The following is a 16,069-nucleotide window of genomic DNA, read 5'->3' as shown; positions in this document are numbered from 1 at the left end:
CCTTCACATAATACATGAGAGCCTCTCCGGCACACACCAGCCACCGGCTTAAATTTGCTGGATTTTTTGCATGGCGCGTTCGGTGGCCGGACGCGTGCGGATTCGTTCAAACCAGTTGTTCACCGCCGGGTAAGACGCCAGGTCAATGCGGTGCTTTTCATGGGTATTCACCCAGGGCCAGCAGGCAATGTCGGCGATGCTGTAATGATCCCCGCCGAGCCACGGTGCTTTCTCCAGCCGACGGTTCAGAACGCCGTATAACCGCTGGGTTTCCACCTGATAGCGTTCGATAGCATAAGGAATCGGCTGCGGCGCGTAGGCGGTAAAATGGTGGTTTTGTCCGAGCATCGGCCCCAGACCGCTCGTCTGCCAGAAAAGCCACTGCAGCGTGTGGTGACGCTCGCGCAGCTCTCCGCTCAGCAATTTGCCAGTCTTCTCTGCCAGATAGAGCAATATTTCTCCGGATTCAAACAGGCTCAACGGCTTGCCCCCATCGGCAGGATGGTTATCAATAATGGCCGGGATTTTATTGTTTGGCGATATAGCCAGAAAGAGAGGACTGAACTGATCGCCTTTGCTGATATCCACGCGAATGATCCTGTAATCCAGTTCGGCTTCCTCAAGAAAGAGGGTGATCTTATGGCCGTTCGGGGTAGGGGCATAATAAAGGTCGATCATTCTCAACTCCTGTCAGTGAAAATAGTGACGCCATGAAAAATGAGTATAGGTGGTTGTTGTAAATCGTGAGTTTTCATCAAGTGACAGCGAGGCAAAGAGATTATATGTTGAATGAAAACCGATCAGCCGATGAGGATGTTATGAACCAGCCCGTAATCACGTTATGGTCCGATGCAGATTTCTTTTCTCCCTATGTTCTGAGTGCGTATGTGGCGCTGGCCGAAAAAGGACTGTCATTTACGCTAAAGACGGTGGATCTGGACGACGGTGAACATCTGAAACCACAGTGGCAGGGCTACGCCCTGACCCGTCGCGTGCCGGTGCTGGACATTGATGGCTTTGCGCTGAGTGAATCGTCGGCGATCGATGAGTATCTGGAAGAGCGGTTCGCACCACCTGAGTGGGAGCGCATCTACCCACACGATCTGCAAAAACGTGCCCGCGCACGTCAGATCCAGGCGTGGCTGCGCAGCGATCTGGTGCCGATTCGCGTGGAACGCTCCATGGATGTGGTGTTTGCCGGGGTGAAAAAACCGGCGCTGAGTAAAGACGGTGCGGCCAGTGCCCAAAAACTGATCGATACCGCGTCTTCTCTGCTGGCTCATGGTAATCCGAATTTATTCGGCGAGTGGTGTATTGCCGATACCGATCTGGCGCTGATGCTGAACCGTCTGATCCTCAATGGGGATGAGGTGCCTCAGCTGCTGGTGGATTATGCCGCGTTTCAGTGGCAACGCGCCTCAGTGCAGCGCTATGTGGCACTCTCCGCTAAGCGGGCGGGCTGATATAGCCTGACGCTTCAGGTATGATAGGGCAGTCTGATTTCCAGGGAGTGACTGATGAAACTGATGTTTGCGTCTGATATCCATGGTTCGCTGCCCGCGACCGAGCGTGTTCTTTCTCTGTTTGCTCAAAGCAGGGCGCAATGGCTGGTGATTCTGGGGGATGTGTTAAATCATGGTCCGCGCAATGCGCTGCCGGAAGGCTATGCACCGGCGCAGGTAGCGGAAAAACTCAACCAGTATGCTTCGCGCATTATCGCCGTTCGCGGTAACTGCGACAGTGAAGTGGACCAGATGCTGCTGGATTTTCCCATCACTGCCCCCTGGCAACAGGTGCTGATGGAAAATAGCCGTCTGTTCCTGACCCATGGTCATCTTTTTAGCCCGGAAAATCTCCCGGCACTGGCGGCTGGCGATGTCCTGGTTTACGGTCATACTCATATTCCGGTGGCAGAAAAACGCGGCGAGATGTATCACTTTAACCCCGGTTCGGTCAGCATACCGAAAGGTGGAAATCCAGCAAGCTATGGCATGCTCGATGAGAATACGTTAAGCGTAATCGCACTTAATGATCAGCAAGTTATTGCGCAAATAGCGATTAATCCGTAAGTTACACCTCAACTGCAAACGCGCCGAAAGAGCGCTTAGACGAGAAGGTTTCCCGATGGTGGAGCAGAGTCATTTGGCAAGTACAGAGTGGGTTGACATTGTCAACGAAGAGAATGAAGTGATCGCGCAGGCCAGCCGCGAACAAATGCGCGCGGAGCGTCTGCGTCACCGTGCGACATACATCGTTGTGCATGACGGGATGGGCAAAATTCTGGTTCAGCGCCGCACGGACACCAAAGATTTTCTCCCTGGTATGCTGGATGCAACTGCAGGCGGCGTTGTTCAGGCGGATGAAGTTCTGCTGGACTCCGCGCGTCGTGAAGCGGAAGAAGAGTTAGGGATTGCCGGCGTGCCGTTTGCCGAGCATGGTCAGTTCTATTTCGAGGACGAACATTGCCGCGTCTGGGGCGGGCTGTTTAGCTGCGTTTCCCATGGCCCGTTCGCCCTGCAGGAAGAAGAAGTGAGCGAAGTGAACTGGATGACGCCGGAAGAAATTACCGCGCGTTGCGACGAGTTCACCCCGGATTCGTTAAAAGCGCTGGCGCTGTGGATGACCCGCAACGCTAAAAACGAATCCACGAAAGCGGAAAAAGAGGAAGAGGCGGAGTAAGCCTCAACAACTCTCCCGCAGACACAGGCTGGACGCGATGGGTTTATGGTCGCGCCAGTCTCCATCATTCAGACGTTCCAGTAACGCGCGTCCCGCTTCAATCCCAATCTTACGATGTGGCACTGCCATGGTCGTCAGCGGTGGCTGACAGACCCGGCTGACGTCGCTATCGCCAAAACCCACCACGGCCAGATCGTCCGGTACTTTTATACGCCGACGCTGGCATTCATAAAGTGCCCCGCAGGCCAGTTCATCCGACACGCACACCAGTGCATCCAGCTCTGGCCACGCCAGCAGGAACTCCGGCAGTTGCGCCGCACCCGTGGAAAAACTCGGTGGCATGGCGGCGTTAATCACCCGGTTTGGTGACATATGGTGGCGAAGCATCGCTTTGTACCAGCCCTGTAAATGCTGCTGGAAAATCCACTGCTCCTGGTTAGCGCACAGCAGGCCAATATTCTGGTAGCCGCGCTTAATAACCATCTCCGTCAGTTCGTACATCGCCGCGACGTTATCAATCCCGATATTCATATCAATAGGATCGGCGCGCATGGCCCCCATCTCCATGACCGGAATGGAGGCGTTTTTCAGCCAGTGGCGGACAGTATCGGAGTGTTCAACACTGAGCAAAATCGCAGCGGCAATGTTCGACGCCAGCAGCGTCTCCAGCAATTTTTCTTCCTGCTCGAGTCGATGCTGTGATTCGGCCAGCATGATCTGGTAGCCGGCAGGCTGCAGCACCTGCTGAAGCCCGGCGAACATCTCCGAGCAACCGGATTCGGAGAGATTAGGAACGACCATCGCAATCGTCCATGACGATGCCGAGGCCAGCGCGCTGGCAGCGAGATTAGGCATGTAACCCAATTCCTGTACAGCGGCTTCTATTTTTTCTCGCAGTTTATCGGAAACCTGTTCAGGCGTGCGGAGTGCACGGGACACGGTCATCGTGCCCACCCCGGCAAGCTGTGCGACATCGGCGAGTGTCACTTTACCGGTACTGCGCCGTTTTCGGGTTAGAGACATACACCTTCCTGCTGACCAGACGCGTTTTTATTATCATCCTTCGTTTCACGTGAAACGCAGTATACGCCTTAAATCCCTTTTTTTGCTGTGAATTCACACCATGATTACAATTTGATAGCGCTATCACACTTCTGAATGTTAGCGATTGGTAGCGCTATCTTTGTGATCCCGATCGCAGTCAATATGGGATGTGTTGAATAAAGTTTGCTCATCTTTTGCATTGTGGCGGGACGGAGAAATGCTGAAAAAGTGGATATATGATACAACCATCACGCTGCAGGAGAGCGTGGAAAGCTGGCCGCAGGCGCTGGAAATATGCGCGAAACCGTTGCTGGATCTGCAGGTGATTGGCCCGGAATACGTGACGGCCATCATTGAGCAGCATCATGCACTAGGACCTTATTATGTGCTGGCACCAGGGCTGGCCATGCCGCATGCGCGGCCGGAAGAGGGGGCCAAAGGATTAGGCCTCTCATTATTAAAACTGAAAAAGGGAGTCTCTTTTGGTGCCGGCGAGTTCGATCCCGTGGATGTTATTATTATGCTCGCGGCGCCGGATAAACACAGTCACATCGACATGATCTCTGCCCTCGCTGAATTATTTTCCAGTGACGACGATATGGCTGAATTGCATCAGGCGAATACCCTGGAGGACATTAAAACGATTATTGACCGCTTCTGATTTAATTCTCTCATCCGATTTATCACAACATTACGTTTAGCGTGATGGGGCGTGCTCTACTCAAAAAAAGGGGACAACAATGAAAATTATGGCTATTTGCGGTTCAGGCCTGGGCAGTAGTTTTATGGTCGAAATGAATATTAAAAAGGTGCTCAAGAAGCTGGCCATTGACGCCGACGTTGAACACGCCGATCTCTCCTCGGCAACGCCGGGTGCCGCCGATCTTTTCGTGATGGCGAAGGACATTGCCGCCAGTGCCAGCGTGCCGGAAAGCCAGCTGGTGGTGATCAACAACATCATTGATATCAACGAACTCGAAGCGCAGCTCCGCGCCTGGTTCGACAGACAATAATCCTGATAAGGCGAGGTGGATATGTTTATCCTTGAAACGCTGAATTTCGTTGTTGATATATTAAAAGTCCCGTCGGTGCTGGTGGGCTTAATAGCCTTAATTGGCCTGGTCGCTCAAAAGAAATCTTTTTCTGATGTGGTGAAAGGGACCATTAAAACCATACTCGGTTTTATTGTACTTGGCGGCGGGGCCACGGTGCTGGTTGGGTCATTAAATCCGTTAGGCGGAATGTTTGAACACGCCTTTAATATTCAGGGCATTATTCCCAATAACGAGGCAATTGTTTCCATTGCGCTGGAGAAATACGGTGCCTCTACCGCGCTGATTATGGCATTCGGTATGGTGGCAAATATCATTGTCGCCCGCTTTACGCGTCTGAAGTATATCTTCCTGACCGGGCATCACACCTTCTACATGGCATGCATGATTGGGGTCATCCTCACCGTGGCGGGTTTTGAGGGCGTTGGCCTGGTGTTTACCGGGTCGCTGATCCTCGGTCTGGTGATGGCCTTCTTCCCGGCGCTGGCGCAGCGTTACATGAAGCGCATTACCGGCAACGATGACATTGCTTTTGGTCACTTCGGTACCTTGGGCTATGTTCTCTCCGGCTGGATTGGCAGCAAGTTCGGCAAAGGCTCTCGCTCGACTGAAGAGATGAACCTGCCGAAGAACCTGAGCTTCCTGCGCGACAGCTCTATCTCCATCTCGCTGACCATGATGATCATCTACCTGATCATGGCGGTGAGCGCCGGGCGTGACTACGTTGAGGCGACCTTTAGCGGCGGTCAGAACTACCTGGTCTATGCCATCATCATGGCCATCACGTTCGCCGCGGGGGTGTTCATCATCCTGCAGGGTGTGCGCCTGATTCTGGCGGAAATCGTCCCGGCCTTTACCGGCTTTTCTGAAAAACTGGTGCCGAATGCACGTCCGGCTCTGGACTGCCCGGTTGTCTATCCGTATGCGCCAAATGCGGTGCTGATTGGCTTCCTGTTCAGCTTCCTTGGCGGGCTGGTGGGTCTGTTTATCTGTGGGCAGTTCAGCTGGGTGCTGATTCTGCCTGGTGTGGTGCCGCACTTCTTCACCGGCGCCACCGCGGGCGTGTTTGGTAACGCCACCGGGGGGCGTCGTGGAGCGATGATTGGTGCGTTTGCCAACGGCCTGCTGATCACCTTCCTGCCGGTTCTGCTGCTGCCGGTGCTGGGGGCAATTGGATTTGCCAATACCACGTTCTCGGACGCTGACTTTGGCGCTGTCGGGATCGTGCTGGGTAACCTGGCGCGCTTCCTGTCGCCGCTTGCCATCACCGGCCTTGTTGTGGCGTTGTTCGCACTGCTGGTGGCGTACAACGTGTTCGCTAAAAACAAATCTGCGGGCGATAACGCGCAGGAAAACACCGGAGCCAAATCATGAATGAGAATGAGATAACCCATCTGGCGCGTCAGATCCGCCTTGAAACGCTGAAAATGCTGACCCAGCTGGGCTTTGGTCACTACGGCGGCAGTATGTCGGTTGTTGAAACCCTGGCCGTGTTGTACGGCGCAGTGATGAAAATTGACCCAGCCGACCCGGACTGGCCAGAGCGTGACTACTTTGTCTTGTCAAAAGGACATGCTGGTCCGGCGCTGTACAGCACCCTGGCGATCAAAGGCTATTTCCCGATGGAAGAGCTGAGCACGCTGAACCAGAACGGTACGCGTCTGCCGAGCCATCCGGACCGGCTAAAAACGCGCGGCGTGGATGCCACCACCGGCTCGCTGGGGCAGGGGATTTCCATCGCCGGTGGAATGGCACTGTCGCATAAGCTGGCGGGACGCCCCAACCGGGTTTTCTGTATCGTCGGCGACGGCGAGCTGAACGAAGGGCAGTGCTGGGAAGCGTTCCAGTTTATTGCACACCATCGCCTGAATAACCTGACGGTATTCGTTGACTGGAACAAACAACAGCTTGATGGCGAACTCGACGACATTATCTGTGCGTTCGATCTGGAAGGAAAATTCCGTGCCTTCGGGTTTGACGTGGTGACGGTGAAAGGAGATGACATTCCGGCACTGCTGGAGGTGACATCGCTGGTTCCGGCGGCGGATGCTCGCCCGCTGGTGGTGATCCTCGACAGTATCAAAGGGCAGGGCGTGCCGTATCTGGAGCAACTGAGTAACTCGCACCATCTGCGATTAACCGCCGAGAGCAAGGCGGCCCTCAACGAGACGATTCGCCAACTGGAGGCTTCACATGATTAAGGTTGCACCTGCAGGTCAGAAAGACGCCGTCGAGATGCGTAAAGTCTACGCGGGGTTTGTGGCACAGCAGATTGAAGCCGGGAGCGACATTATCGCCCTCGAGGCGGATCTGATGAGCTCAATGGCGATGGATGGCGTGGCACGTGATTATCCGCAGCATGTGATTAACTGCGGCATCATGGAAGCTAACGTTATGGGGACGGCGGCGGGGCTGTCGCTGACCGGACGCAAGCCGTTCGTGCATACCTTTACCGCCTTCGCCAGCCGTCGCTGTTTCGACCAGCTGTTTATGTCCCTGGACTACCAGCGTAACAATGTGAAGGTCATTGCTTCAGATGCCGGCGTGACGGCCTGTCATAACGGCGGCACGCATATGTCGTTTGAAGATATGGGCATCGTGCGGGGGCTGGCCCATTCGGTGGTGCTGGAGGTAACGGATGCGGTGATGTTTGAAGATGTACTGCGCCAGCTTATTGACCTCGAAGGTTTCTACTGGGTGCGTACCATCCGTAAGCAGGCCCCGAGCGTGTATGCGCCGGGTTCGACATTTACGCTTGGCAAGGGCAACGTACTGCGCGAAGGCAGTGACATCACCCTGATTGCTAACGGCATTATGGTGGCGGAAGCGCTTGAAGCGGCGCGTCAGCTCGAACAGGAGGGCGTCAGCGCCGCGGTGATCGACATGTTTACCCTTAAGCCGATTGACCGGATGCTGGTGAAAAACTACGCCGAGAAAACCGGACGTATCGTGACCTGCGAAAACCACAGCATTCATAACGGGCTGGGATCGGCAGTGGCGGAAGTGCTGGTGGAAACCTGTCCGGTGCCGATGCGTCGGGTGGGCGTGAAGGAGCGTTACGGCCAGGTGGGGACACAGGACTTCCTGCAGAAGGAGTATGGCCTGACGGCACACGACATTGTGTCGGCGGCGAGGGAGTTGTTGTAAATAAAAAAGGCGACCCTCGGGTCGCCTTTTTAGTCAGTAACGTATTACTGCTGTTGTGAAGACTGGATCGCGGTCAGAGCGATGGTGTAGACGATATCGTCAACCAGCGCGCCACGGGACAGGTCGTTCACAGGTTTGCGCATACCCTGCAGCATTGGCCCGATGGAGATCAGGTCTGCAGAACGCTGTACCGCTTTGTAGGTGGTGTTACCGGTGTTCAGATCCGGGAAGATGAACACGGTAGCGCGACCCGCAACCGGTGAGTTCGGTGCTTTGGATTTCGCAACGTCAGCCATAACCGCGGCATCATACTGCAGCGGACCGTCGATCATCAGGTCAGGACGTTTTTCCTGCGCCAGACGCGTCGCTTCACGGACTTTCTCTACATCGCTACCTGCACCAGAAGTACCGGTGGAGTAGGAGAGCATTGCCACGCGAGGTTCAATACCGAAGGCAATCGCGGAATCGGCAGACTGAATAGCAATCTCAGCCAGCTGCTCTGCAGTTGGATCCGGGTTGATCGCACAGTCACCGTAAACGTAAACCTGTTCAGGCAGCAGCATGAAGAACACGGAAGACACCAGAGAACTGCCTGGCGCCGTTTTGATCAGCTGCAGCGGTGGACGGATGGTGTTCGCTGTGGTGTGAACCGCACCGGAAACCAGACCGTCAACTTCGTCCTGCTCCAGCATCAGCGTGCCCAGCACAACGTTGTCTTCAAGCTGCTCACGCGCTACGGCTTCGGTCATGCCCTTGCTCTTACGCAGCTCAACCAGGCGCGCAACATAGCTTTCGCGAACCACTTCCGGGTCGACGATTTCAATACCTGCACCCAGCTCAACGCCCTGAGAGGCAGCAACGCGGTTAATTTCATCCGGGTTACCCAGCAGCACACAGGTCGCGATGCCGCGCTCTGCACAGATGGCAGCCGCTTTAACGGTACGTGGTTCGTCGCCTTCTGGCAGAACAACACGTTTGCCCGCTTTACGCGCCAGCTCGGTCAGCTGGTAACGGAAGGCCGGAGGAGACAGACGACGGCTGCGCTCGGAGGTCGCCGTCAGGGATTCAATCCAGTCTGCGTTGATGTAGCCCGCAACGTATTCCTGCACTTTCTCGATACGCTCATGGTCATCAACCGGCACTTCCAGGTTGAAGCTCTGCAGGCTCAGAGAGGTCTGCCAGGTGTTGGTGTTCACCATAAAGACTGGCAGGCCAGTGGCGAACGCACGCTCGCACAGCTTGCTTACGCGTGGATCCATCTCGTAAGCACCGGTCAGCAGAATGGCACCGATTTCCACACCGTTCATCGCGGCCAGGCACGCAGCAACCAGCACGTCAGGACGGTCAGCGGAGGTCACGAGCAGAGAGCCTGCGCGGAAGTGTTCCAGCATGTGCGGAATGCTACGCGCACAGAAGGTCACAGACTTCACGCGGCGGGTATTGATGTCGCCTTCGTTAATCACGGTAGCGTTCAGGTGACGCGCCATGTCGATTGCACGGGTAGCAATCAGGTCGAAGCTCCATGGCACCACGCCCAGTACTGGCAGCGGGCTGGAATCCTGCAGAGTCGCCGGATCAACTTTAACCACTTTCGCTTTAGAAGAGTCATCGAAGATTTCGGACAGGTCAGGACGGGTACGACCTTGCTCATCAACCGGTGCGTTCAGTTTGTTAACGATAACGCCAGTGATGTTGGTATTTTTCGCGCCGCCAAAGCTGCTGCGGGTCAGTTCGATACGCTCTTTCAGCTGTTCCTGGTTATCGGTACCCTGGGACATGACGAACACGATTTCCGCATTCAGCGTTTTCGCGATTTCGAAGTTCAGAGACTGAGCGAACTGGTGTTTGCGGGTCGGGACCAGGCCTTCAACCAGCACCACTTCCGCATCTTGCGTGTTAGCGTGGTAGTTGGCGATGATCTCTTCCATCAGCACGTCTTTCTGATTGCTGGAGAGCAGAGATTCAACGTGGCTCATCTTCAGCGGTTCAGCCGCTGGCAGATTGGAGTTCTTACGCACGATGGTGGTGGTCTGGTCTGGCGCATCGCCACCGGCACGAGGCTGGGCGATAGGCTTAAAGACGCTCAGACGAACGCCTTTGCGTTCCATAGCACGGATAACGCCAAGGCTGACGCTGGTCAGACCGACGCTGGTTCCGGTAGGGATCAGCATAATAGTACGGGACACGGTTTATCCTCTTTCGTTACCGCCGACAGGGGGCGGGCTACAAAACAGCACCGCCAGCATTGCTGGCGGTGTGGAATCAGGCAGTCAGGCGGTGCGCGTCTTGCGCGATGACCAGCTCTTCGTTAGTTGGGATAACGATAGCCGGACGGGTGCCTTCTTTGTTGATGAAGCCAGACTTGCCGAAGCGGGCAGCCAGGTTACGCTCGTGGTCAACTTCGAAGCCCAGAACGCCCAGTTTACCCAGGGACAGTTCACGAACCATTGCCGCGTTCTCACCGATACCACCGGTGAAGATAACCGCGTCCAGACGACCGTCCATCAGCGCAGTGTAAGAGCCGATGTACTTCGCCAGACGGTGGCAGTAAACGTCCATTGCACGTTTAGCGTCTGCTTTTTCTGCGTAGTTGTCTTCAACATAACGGCAGTCGCTGGTGACTTCGGTCAGACCCAGCAGGCCAGACTCTTTGGTCAGCATTTTGTTGATCTGATCAACGCTCATGCCCAGGGTGTCGTGCAGGTGGAAGATGATCGCCGGGTCGATGTCACCGGAACGGGTACCCATCACCAGACCTTCCAGCGGGGTCAGACCCATGGATGTATCAACACATTTACCGTTGCGGATGGCAGAAACAGAACCACCGTTGCCCAGGTGGCAGGTGATGATGTTAACTTCTTCAACCGGCTTATTCAGCACTTTAGCGGCTTCCTGAGTCACATAGAAGTGGCTGGTGCCGTGCGCGCCGTAGCGACGAACGCCGTGCTCTTTGTAGAGGCTGTACGGCAGGGCATAGAGGTAAGATTCTTCCGGCATGGTCTGGTGGAACGCAGTGTCGAACACAGCCACGTTTTTGTCTTTCAGCTGCGGGAAGGATTTCAGCGCTTCAGCGATACCGATCAGGTGAGCTGGGTTGTGCAGCGGTGCGAAAGAGGCAGAGTCTTTAATGCCCTGGATAACCGTTTCGTCGATAACGACGGAACTGGTGTATTTTTCGCCGCCGTGGACGATACGGTGACCAATCGCAGTCAGCTGAGCAGACAGTTCTGGTTTTTGTGCCAGAATAGTGTTAACGATAAAGTTCAGCGCTTCACTGTGAGCGGCGCCTGCACCTAAAGCCGCTTCCTGTTTGCTGCCGTCCATCTTCCACTTGATACGTGCTTCAGGCAGATGGAAACATTCGGCCAAACCAGAGAGGTATTCGTCACCGTTGAGCGCATCGATGATGGCGAATTTCAGTGAGGAGCTACCGCAGTTCAGAACCAGTACTAACTTACTCGACATGGAAGTACCTATTATTGATACGTGGCTAAAAAAACGTCAGGGAGTCTAAAAGCGTAACGCATAATGACTCAGACATTTATGATTAACATCATGCCAAACGAACATTGTGGCATGATGGAAGAAATACATATGATTTTATGCCATTTTGAACATTTTTCAGCCAATGGCATAATATGCGATAATTTGACGAGTTAATGGTTCTCGTCTAAGGGCCTATCAGGCTGGCACAGAATACCCGATACGGGGTGCTGATGACAAAATATTTTGAACGTTGTCATAGCCTGTTGTGGTTTTGCACGAAAATTTTAATTTTTATATGTGAAGTTGAGGTACAGCCATGTCGACACCAGAGAACCCGTCCGTGAATTTTTTCAGTCTGTTTCGTCGGGGACAGCATTACGCAAAGACGTGGCCAATGGAAAAGCGCCTTGCGCCCATGTTTATTGAGAACCGCACGATCCGCGCCACGCGCTATGCGATTCGCTTTATGCCACCTGTCGCCATCTTTACGCTCTGCTGGCAAATCGCGCTGGGCGGGCAGCTTGGCCCGGCCGTTGCGACGGCACTTTTCGCGTTAAGTCTGCCGATGCAGGGTCTGTGGTGGTTAGGTAAACGTTCTATCACGCCACTCCCGCCTTCTATTTTACACTGGTTTTATGAAGTTCGCGGGAAACTGGAGGAAGCCGGGCAGGCGCTTGCCCCGGTCGAAGGCAAGCCCGATTACCAGGCGCTTGCTGACACGCTCAAGCGCGCTTTTAAGCAACTCGACAAAACATTCCTCGATGACTTGTGATTGATCATCGAAACGACGAATAAAAGAAGGCACAGTAACTCACCGTTACCGTGTCTTTTTTTTACAGTGCAATGCGCTACAGGAGTCGAAAGATGGAAATGACCCATGCTCAACGTCTGATTTTGTCCAACCAGTACAAAATGATGACTATGCTTGATCCCGATAACGCTGAGCGCTACAGCCGCCTGCAGACAATCGTCGAACGTGGCTTTGGTTTGCAGATGCGTGAACTGGACCGTGAGTTTGGTGAGATGAAAGAAGAAACCTGCCGCACCGTGATCGACATTATGGAGATGTATCACGCCCTGCATGTTTCCTGGACCAATCTCAAAGATCAGCAGTCCATTGACGAACGTCGCGTCACCTTCCTGGGCTTTGATGCCGCAACGGAAGCGCGTTATCTGAGCTATGTGCGTTTTATGGTGAACACGGAAGGGCGCTATACCCATTTTGACGCGGGCACACACGGCTTCAATGCGCAGACCCCTATGTGGGAAAAATATCAGCGCATGCTGAGCGTCTGGCACGCCTGCCCGCGCCAGTACCATTTAAGTAACAATGAGATTCAACAAATTATTAATGCCTGACGGAGGTGCTTGTGCAGTGTAGAGGTTTTCTGTTTGATTTGGACGGTACGCTGGTGGATTCGCTGCCGGTTGTGGAGCGTTCATGGTGCCATTGGGCGGACAGACATGGCATTGACCATCAGGAAGTACTGAATTTTATCCATGGCAAACAGGCCATAACCTCATTGCGGCACTTCTTAGCAGGACGTTCTGAGGAAGAGATTCAGGCGGAGTTCAGCTATCTTGAGCACATTGAAGCCACCGACACGGATGGCATCACAGCGCTGCCGGGGGCGCTTGAACTGCTTGAACATCTGAACGAAGCCCAAATCCCGTGGGCGATCGTCACCTCCGGCTCGGTGCCCGTTGCCCATGCCCGCCACAAGGCCGCAGGGTTACCGACGCCCGAAGTGTTTATCACGGCAGAGCGCGTGAAGCGCGGCAAGCCTGAACCGGATGCCTTTTTACTCGGTGCCGAACTGCTTGGCCTGGCACCAGCCGATTGTGTGGTGGTGGAGGATGCGGCAGCAGGCGTCCTGGCGGGGTTGAACGCCGGAAGCCACGTCATCGCCGTTAATGTTCCGGCGGGTTCACCCCGCCTGAACGAGGCGGATCTGGTGCTTAACACGCTGACGGCGATTAACGTTGCGAAGGCACCGGACGGAGTTGTAACCGTCTCGCTTAAAATGTAATCCCATGATATAGCCCCACATTGTTGGGGCTTTTTTATGGCAAAATTTTGTCTCCTCCACTGACAAGGATATGTTGTGAACGGTGAACTGATTTGGGTCCTGAGCCTGCTTTTAATCGCCATCCTTCTCTTTGCCTCAGGCAAGGTGCGCATGGATGCCATCGCCTTGTTTGTCATCGTTGCCTTTGTGCTGAGCGGTACGCTCACGCTTCCGGAGGCTTTCTCCGGATTTAGTGATCCCAACGTTATCCTGATTGCCGCCCTGTTTATTATTGGCGACGGACTGGTGCGCACCGGCGTGGCGACCATTATGGGGTCGTGGCTGGTCAAGGTGGCCGGCAACAGCGAAACCAAAATGTTGATCTACCTGATGCTGACGGTTGCCGGGCTGGGGGCGTTTATGAGCTCCACGGGCGTCGTCGCCATCTTTATCCCGGTGGTGCTGAGCGTCTCCATGCGGATGCAAACCTCGCCGTCGCGCCTGATGATGCCTCTGAGCTTTGCCGGTCTTATCAGCGGGATGATGACGCTGGTGGCGACCCCGCCGAACCTGGTCGTCAACAGTGAGCTAATCCGCGAAGGGTTTGAAGGCTTTAGCTTTTTCAGTGTGACCCCACTTGGACTGGTGATTCTGGTGCTGGGCGTGGTCTACATGCTGTTAACCCGTTTTGCCCTGAAGGGGGAAAAACAGGATAAAAGCAAAGACGGCTGGAAACGACGGACCTTCCGCGATCTGATCAAAGAGTACCGTCTGACCGGGCGGGCGCGCCGTCTGGCTATCCGCCCCGGCTCGCCCCTCATTGGCCAGCGTCTTGACGACCTGAAGCTGCGCGAGCGCTATGGCGCGAACGTGATCGGCGTAGAGCGCTGGCGTCGTTTTCGGCGGGTGATTGTTAACGTCAACGGGGTGTCGGAATTCCGTGCACGCGACGTTTTGCTGATTGATATGTCCACCGCCGATGTCGATTTGCGCGAGTTTTGCAGTGAACAGTTGCTGGAACCCATGGTGCTACGTGGGGAGTATTTCTCAGACCAGGCGCTGGATGTCGGCATGGCCGAAGTGTCGCTGATCCCGGAATCAGAATTACTGGGTAAAACCGTGCGCGAAATCGGCTTCAGGACCCGCTATGGGCTAAACGTGGTGGGCTTAAAGCGTGATGGCGTGGCGATGGAAGGGGCGGTAGTGGATGAGCCTATCCTGCTCGGTGATATCTTCCTGGTCGTCGGCAACTGGAAACTGATCGGTCAGCTCGGGCAGAAAGGCCGCGACTTTGTGGTACTTAATATGCCGGTTGAAGAGAGCGATGCTTCTCCGGCGCACAGCCAGGCACCGCATGCGATTTTTTGCCTGGTGTTGATGGTCGCACTGATGCTGACTGACGAAATTCCAAACCCCATTGCGGCCATTATCGCCTGTCTTCTGATGGGGAAATTCCGCTGTATTGATGCCGAAAGCGCCTACAAAGCCATTCACTGGCCGAGCATCATTCTGATTGTCGGGATGATGCCCTTTGCCCTGGCGTTACAAAAAACCGGTGGGGTGGATTTGATCGTCAAGGGACTCATGGACGCAGGCGGTGGATACGGGCCTTACATGATGCTGGTCTGCCTGTTTATCATGTGCGCCACGATAGGCCTGTTTATCTCCAATACGGCCACGGCCGTCCTGATGGCACCCATTGCACTGGCGATGGCGAAATCAATGGGGGTTTCGCCGTACCCGTTTGCCATGATCGTCGCTATGGCGGCATCTGCAGCGTTTATGACTCCGGTCTCGTCACCGGTCAATACGCTGGTGCTTGGCCCGGGAAATTACAAATTCAGTGATTTTGTGAAGATAGGCGTGCCCTTCACCGTGCTGGTGATGGTGGTGTGCGTGATACTGATTCCCGTGCTGTTCCCGTTTTAAACCCTGATGCCGGGTAGCGATGTCGCGACCCGGCATACCGTCAGAGAGGGGAGTCCTGACTGATCTCGTCCAGCGACAAATGGAAGCTCGGCACAAACACCTGCATAAAATAATCCATCTCTTCGCTGCGGCGTGATTCCAGCGTTTTTTCCAGACGCGTTTTCGCCAGCAGAAATTCGTTATTCCCCGCGGACAGCTCTTCCAGACATTTCAGGTAAGCGCATAGCGCATCCGCCTGCTTAACCAGCAATTTTTCCTCTTCCGTGTACTGATGCTCATCAATCAGCGGCTCAAAAATATCGCGCAGCTCGTCCGGCACCATGTCGATCAGTTTCTGCTGAGCAATCTTCTCAATGGCCTTATATTCCTGGGCTATCTGCGAGTTGAAATATTTCACGGGTGTCGGTAAATCCCCGGTCAGCACTTCCGAGGCATCGTGATACATCGCCAGCAGGGCAATACGTTCAGCGTTAACCTGCCCATTGAATTTCCGGTTTTTAATGGCAGCCAGAGCGTGAGCGACCATCGCAACCTGCAGACTGTGCTCCGACACATTCTCGGTGCGGACATTGCGCATCAGCGGCCAGCGGTTGATCAGTTTAAGGCGGGAGAGGTGGGCAAAGAAATGACTCTGACTCATAGGTTACCTTTTGTCTTCACTGCGACAGACTTCATTGTGCGGGGAGGGGAGGCAAGATGCAAATCAGGCTACCGAAGTAGCCT

Annotated in this window: 17 protein-coding genes; 12 read left to right on the top strand and 5 right to left on the bottom strand. The window is 54.6% G+C overall.

All coding sequences use genetic code 11. The features are described 5' to 3' along the window. Positions 1-48: 48 nt before the first annotated feature. Entirely contained in the window at positions 49-678 is a 630-nt protein-coding gene (gene yfcG, locus HV340_RS15720) for a GSH-dependent disulfide bond oxidoreductase (protein ID WP_020883132.1), read from the bottom strand. A 140-nt stretch (positions 679-818) separates the two neighbouring features. Here yfcG and yfcF point away from each other — a divergent pair, with 140 nt between their 5' ends. Genes yfcF through yfcD form a run of 3 tightly spaced genes read left to right on the top strand, consistent with a single transcriptional unit; the run spans position 819 to position 2,679 of the window. After that, a complete protein-coding gene (yfcF, locus tag HV340_RS15715; RefSeq protein ID WP_181216089.1) occupies positions 819-1,463 on the top strand; it encodes a glutathione transferase in 645 nt (214 codons plus the stop codon). 54 nt (positions 1,464-1,517) lie between these two features. Continuing rightward, the gene (yfcE, locus tag HV340_RS15710; protein ID WP_063214712.1) at positions 1,518-2,069 is read left to right on the top strand and encodes a phosphodiesterase; all 552 of its coding nucleotides are present in this window, start codon (positions 1,518-1,520) and stop codon (positions 2,067-2,069) included. Between the two features lie 55 nt (positions 2,070-2,124). Continuing rightward, positions 2,125-2,679: an NUDIX hydrolase YfcD gene (yfcD, locus tag HV340_RS15705; protein WP_014171016.1), complete on the top strand. Its 555-nt coding sequence runs from the start codon at positions 2,125-2,127 to the stop codon at positions 2,677-2,679. 3 nt (positions 2,680-2,682) lie between these two features. On the opposite strand, the gene HV340_RS15700 is transcribed toward yfcD, so the two are convergent. After that, positions 2,683-3,702, bottom strand: coding sequence for a LacI family DNA-binding transcriptional regulator (locus HV340_RS15700; RefSeq protein WP_014171015.1), 1,020 nt, complete (start codon positions 3,700-3,702; stop codon positions 2,683-2,685). A gap of 238 nt (positions 3,703-3,940) precedes the next feature. Here HV340_RS15700 and HV340_RS15695 point away from each other — a divergent pair, with 238 nt between their 5' ends. From HV340_RS15695 to HV340_RS15675, 5 genes are all read left to right on the top strand, one after another. Further along, entirely contained in the window at positions 3,941-4,384 is a 444-nt protein-coding gene (locus tag HV340_RS15695) for a PTS sugar transporter subunit IIA (RefSeq protein WP_025203579.1), read from the top strand. A gap of 79 nt (positions 4,385-4,463) precedes the next feature. Beyond that, positions 4,464-4,736, top strand: coding sequence for a PTS sugar transporter subunit IIB (locus HV340_RS15690; protein WP_020883136.1), 273 nt, complete (start codon positions 4,464-4,466; stop codon positions 4,734-4,736). Between the two features lie 21 nt (positions 4,737-4,757). Beyond that, positions 4,758-6,149 carry a PTS ascorbate transporter subunit IIC gene (locus tag HV340_RS15685; protein ID WP_020883137.1) on the top strand — a complete coding sequence of 464 codons (1,392 nt, stop codon included), beginning with the start codon at positions 4,758-4,760 and terminating at the stop codon, positions 6,147-6,149. After that, a complete protein-coding gene (locus HV340_RS15680; RefSeq protein ID WP_014171011.1) occupies positions 6,146-6,976 on the top strand; it encodes a transketolase in 831 nt (276 codons plus the stop codon). Before HV340_RS15685 ends, HV340_RS15680 begins: the two co-directional genes overlap by 4 nt. Beyond that, positions 6,969-7,922 (top strand): transketolase family protein, encoded by a 954-nt coding sequence (locus HV340_RS15675; RefSeq protein ID WP_025203581.1) that lies wholly within the window; start codon positions 6,969-6,971, stop codon positions 7,920-7,922. The genes HV340_RS15680 and HV340_RS15675 overlap by 8 nt, the downstream gene beginning before the upstream one ends. A gap of 44 nt (positions 7,923-7,966) precedes the next feature. On the opposite strand, the gene pta is transcribed toward HV340_RS15675, so the two are convergent. Together pta and ackA are read right to left on the bottom strand one after the other, a co-directional pair. Beyond that, positions 7,967-10,108 carry a phosphate acetyltransferase gene (pta, locus tag HV340_RS15670; RefSeq protein WP_014171009.1) on the bottom strand — a complete coding sequence of 714 codons (2,142 nt, stop codon included), beginning with the start codon at positions 10,106-10,108 and terminating at the stop codon, positions 7,967-7,969. Positions 10,109-10,184: 76 nt separating this feature from the next. Then, positions 10,185-11,387: an acetate kinase gene (gene ackA, locus HV340_RS15665; protein WP_040018038.1), complete on the bottom strand. Its 1,203-nt coding sequence runs from the start codon at positions 11,385-11,387 to the stop codon at positions 10,185-10,187. Between the two features lie 337 nt (positions 11,388-11,724). On the opposite strand from ackA, the gene yfbV reads away from it, so the two are divergent. From yfbV to HV340_RS15645, 4 genes are all read left to right on the top strand, one after another. Beyond that, the gene (yfbV, locus tag HV340_RS15660; protein ID WP_008502875.1) at positions 11,725-12,180 is read left to right on the top strand and encodes a terminus macrodomain insulation protein YfbV; all 456 of its coding nucleotides are present in this window, start codon (positions 11,725-11,727) and stop codon (positions 12,178-12,180) included. Positions 12,181-12,272: 92 nt separating this feature from the next. Continuing rightward, positions 12,273-12,767 carry a YfbU family protein gene (locus tag HV340_RS15655; RefSeq protein ID WP_020883140.1) on the top strand — a complete coding sequence of 165 codons (495 nt, stop codon included), beginning with the start codon at positions 12,273-12,275 and terminating at the stop codon, positions 12,765-12,767. A gap of 11 nt (positions 12,768-12,778) precedes the next feature. Continuing rightward, entirely contained in the window at positions 12,779-13,438 is a 660-nt protein-coding gene (locus HV340_RS15650) for a sugar phosphatase (RefSeq protein ID WP_059305524.1), read from the top strand. Between the two features lie 75 nt (positions 13,439-13,513). After that, entirely contained in the window at positions 13,514-15,346 is a 1,833-nt protein-coding gene (locus HV340_RS15645; protein ID WP_014171004.1) for an SLC13 family permease, read from the top strand. A gap of 40 nt (positions 15,347-15,386) precedes the next feature. Here the strand turns inward: HV340_RS15645 and yfbR are convergent, their stop codons facing one another. Then, positions 15,387-15,986 carry a 5'-deoxynucleotidase gene (gene yfbR, locus HV340_RS15640; protein ID WP_014171003.1) on the bottom strand — a complete coding sequence of 200 codons (600 nt, stop codon included), beginning with the start codon at positions 15,984-15,986 and terminating at the stop codon, positions 15,387-15,389. Positions 15,987-16,069 lie beyond the last annotated feature (83 nt).

This window comes from Enterobacter sp. RHBSTW-00975, from assembly GCF_013615235.1.
Classification (GTDB): Bacteria; Pseudomonadota; Gammaproteobacteria; order Enterobacterales; family Enterobacteriaceae; genus Enterobacter; species Enterobacter ludwigii.
The sequence above is the reverse complement of the archived record's forward strand: the minus strand, read 5'-3'. Positions and strand labels throughout refer to the sequence as shown.

What these genes read in the sequence shown, in the direction of transcription:
- ackA (WP_040018038.1), bottom strand. Translation starts at nt 11,387, where the DNA reads ATGTCGAGTAAGTTAGTACTGGTTCTGAACTGCGGTAGCTCCTCACTG.
- yfcG (WP_020883132.1), bottom strand. Translation starts at nt 678, where the DNA reads ATGATCGACCTTTATTATGCCCCTACCCCGAACGGCCATAAGATCACC.
- yfcE (WP_063214712.1), top strand. Translation starts at nt 1,518, where the DNA reads ATGAAACTGATGTTTGCGTCTGATATCCATGGTTCGCTGCCCGCGACC.
- HV340_RS15690 (WP_020883136.1), top strand. Translation starts at nt 4,464, where the DNA reads ATGAAAATTATGGCTATTTGCGGTTCAGGCCTGGGCAGTAGTTTTATG.
- yfcF (WP_181216089.1), top strand. Translation starts at nt 819, where the DNA reads ATGAACCAGCCCGTAATCACGTTATGGTCCGATGCAGATTTCTTTTCT.
- HV340_RS15695 (WP_025203579.1), top strand. Translation starts at nt 3,941, where the DNA reads ATGCTGAAAAAGTGGATATATGATACAACCATCACGCTGCAGGAGAGC.
- HV340_RS15685 (WP_020883137.1), top strand. Translation starts at nt 4,758, where the DNA reads ATGTTTATCCTTGAAACGCTGAATTTCGTTGTTGATATATTAAAAGTC.
- yfcD (WP_014171016.1), top strand. Translation starts at nt 2,125, where the DNA reads ATGGTGGAGCAGAGTCATTTGGCAAGTACAGAGTGGGTTGACATTGTC.
- HV340_RS15700 (WP_014171015.1), bottom strand. Translation starts at nt 3,702, where the DNA reads ATGTCTCTAACCCGAAAACGGCGCAGTACCGGTAAAGTGACACTCGCC.
- HV340_RS15675 (WP_025203581.1), top strand. Translation starts at nt 6,969, where the DNA reads ATGATTAAGGTTGCACCTGCAGGTCAGAAAGACGCCGTCGAGATGCGT.
- yfbR (WP_014171003.1), bottom strand. Translation starts at nt 15,986, where the DNA reads ATGAGTCAGAGTCATTTCTTTGCCCACCTCTCCCGCCTTAAACTGATC.
- HV340_RS15655 (WP_020883140.1), top strand. Translation starts at nt 12,273, where the DNA reads ATGGAAATGACCCATGCTCAACGTCTGATTTTGTCCAACCAGTACAAA.
- yfbV (WP_008502875.1), top strand. Translation starts at nt 11,725, where the DNA reads ATGTCGACACCAGAGAACCCGTCCGTGAATTTTTTCAGTCTGTTTCGT.
- HV340_RS15680 (WP_014171011.1), top strand. Translation starts at nt 6,146, where the DNA reads ATGAATGAGAATGAGATAACCCATCTGGCGCGTCAGATCCGCCTTGAA.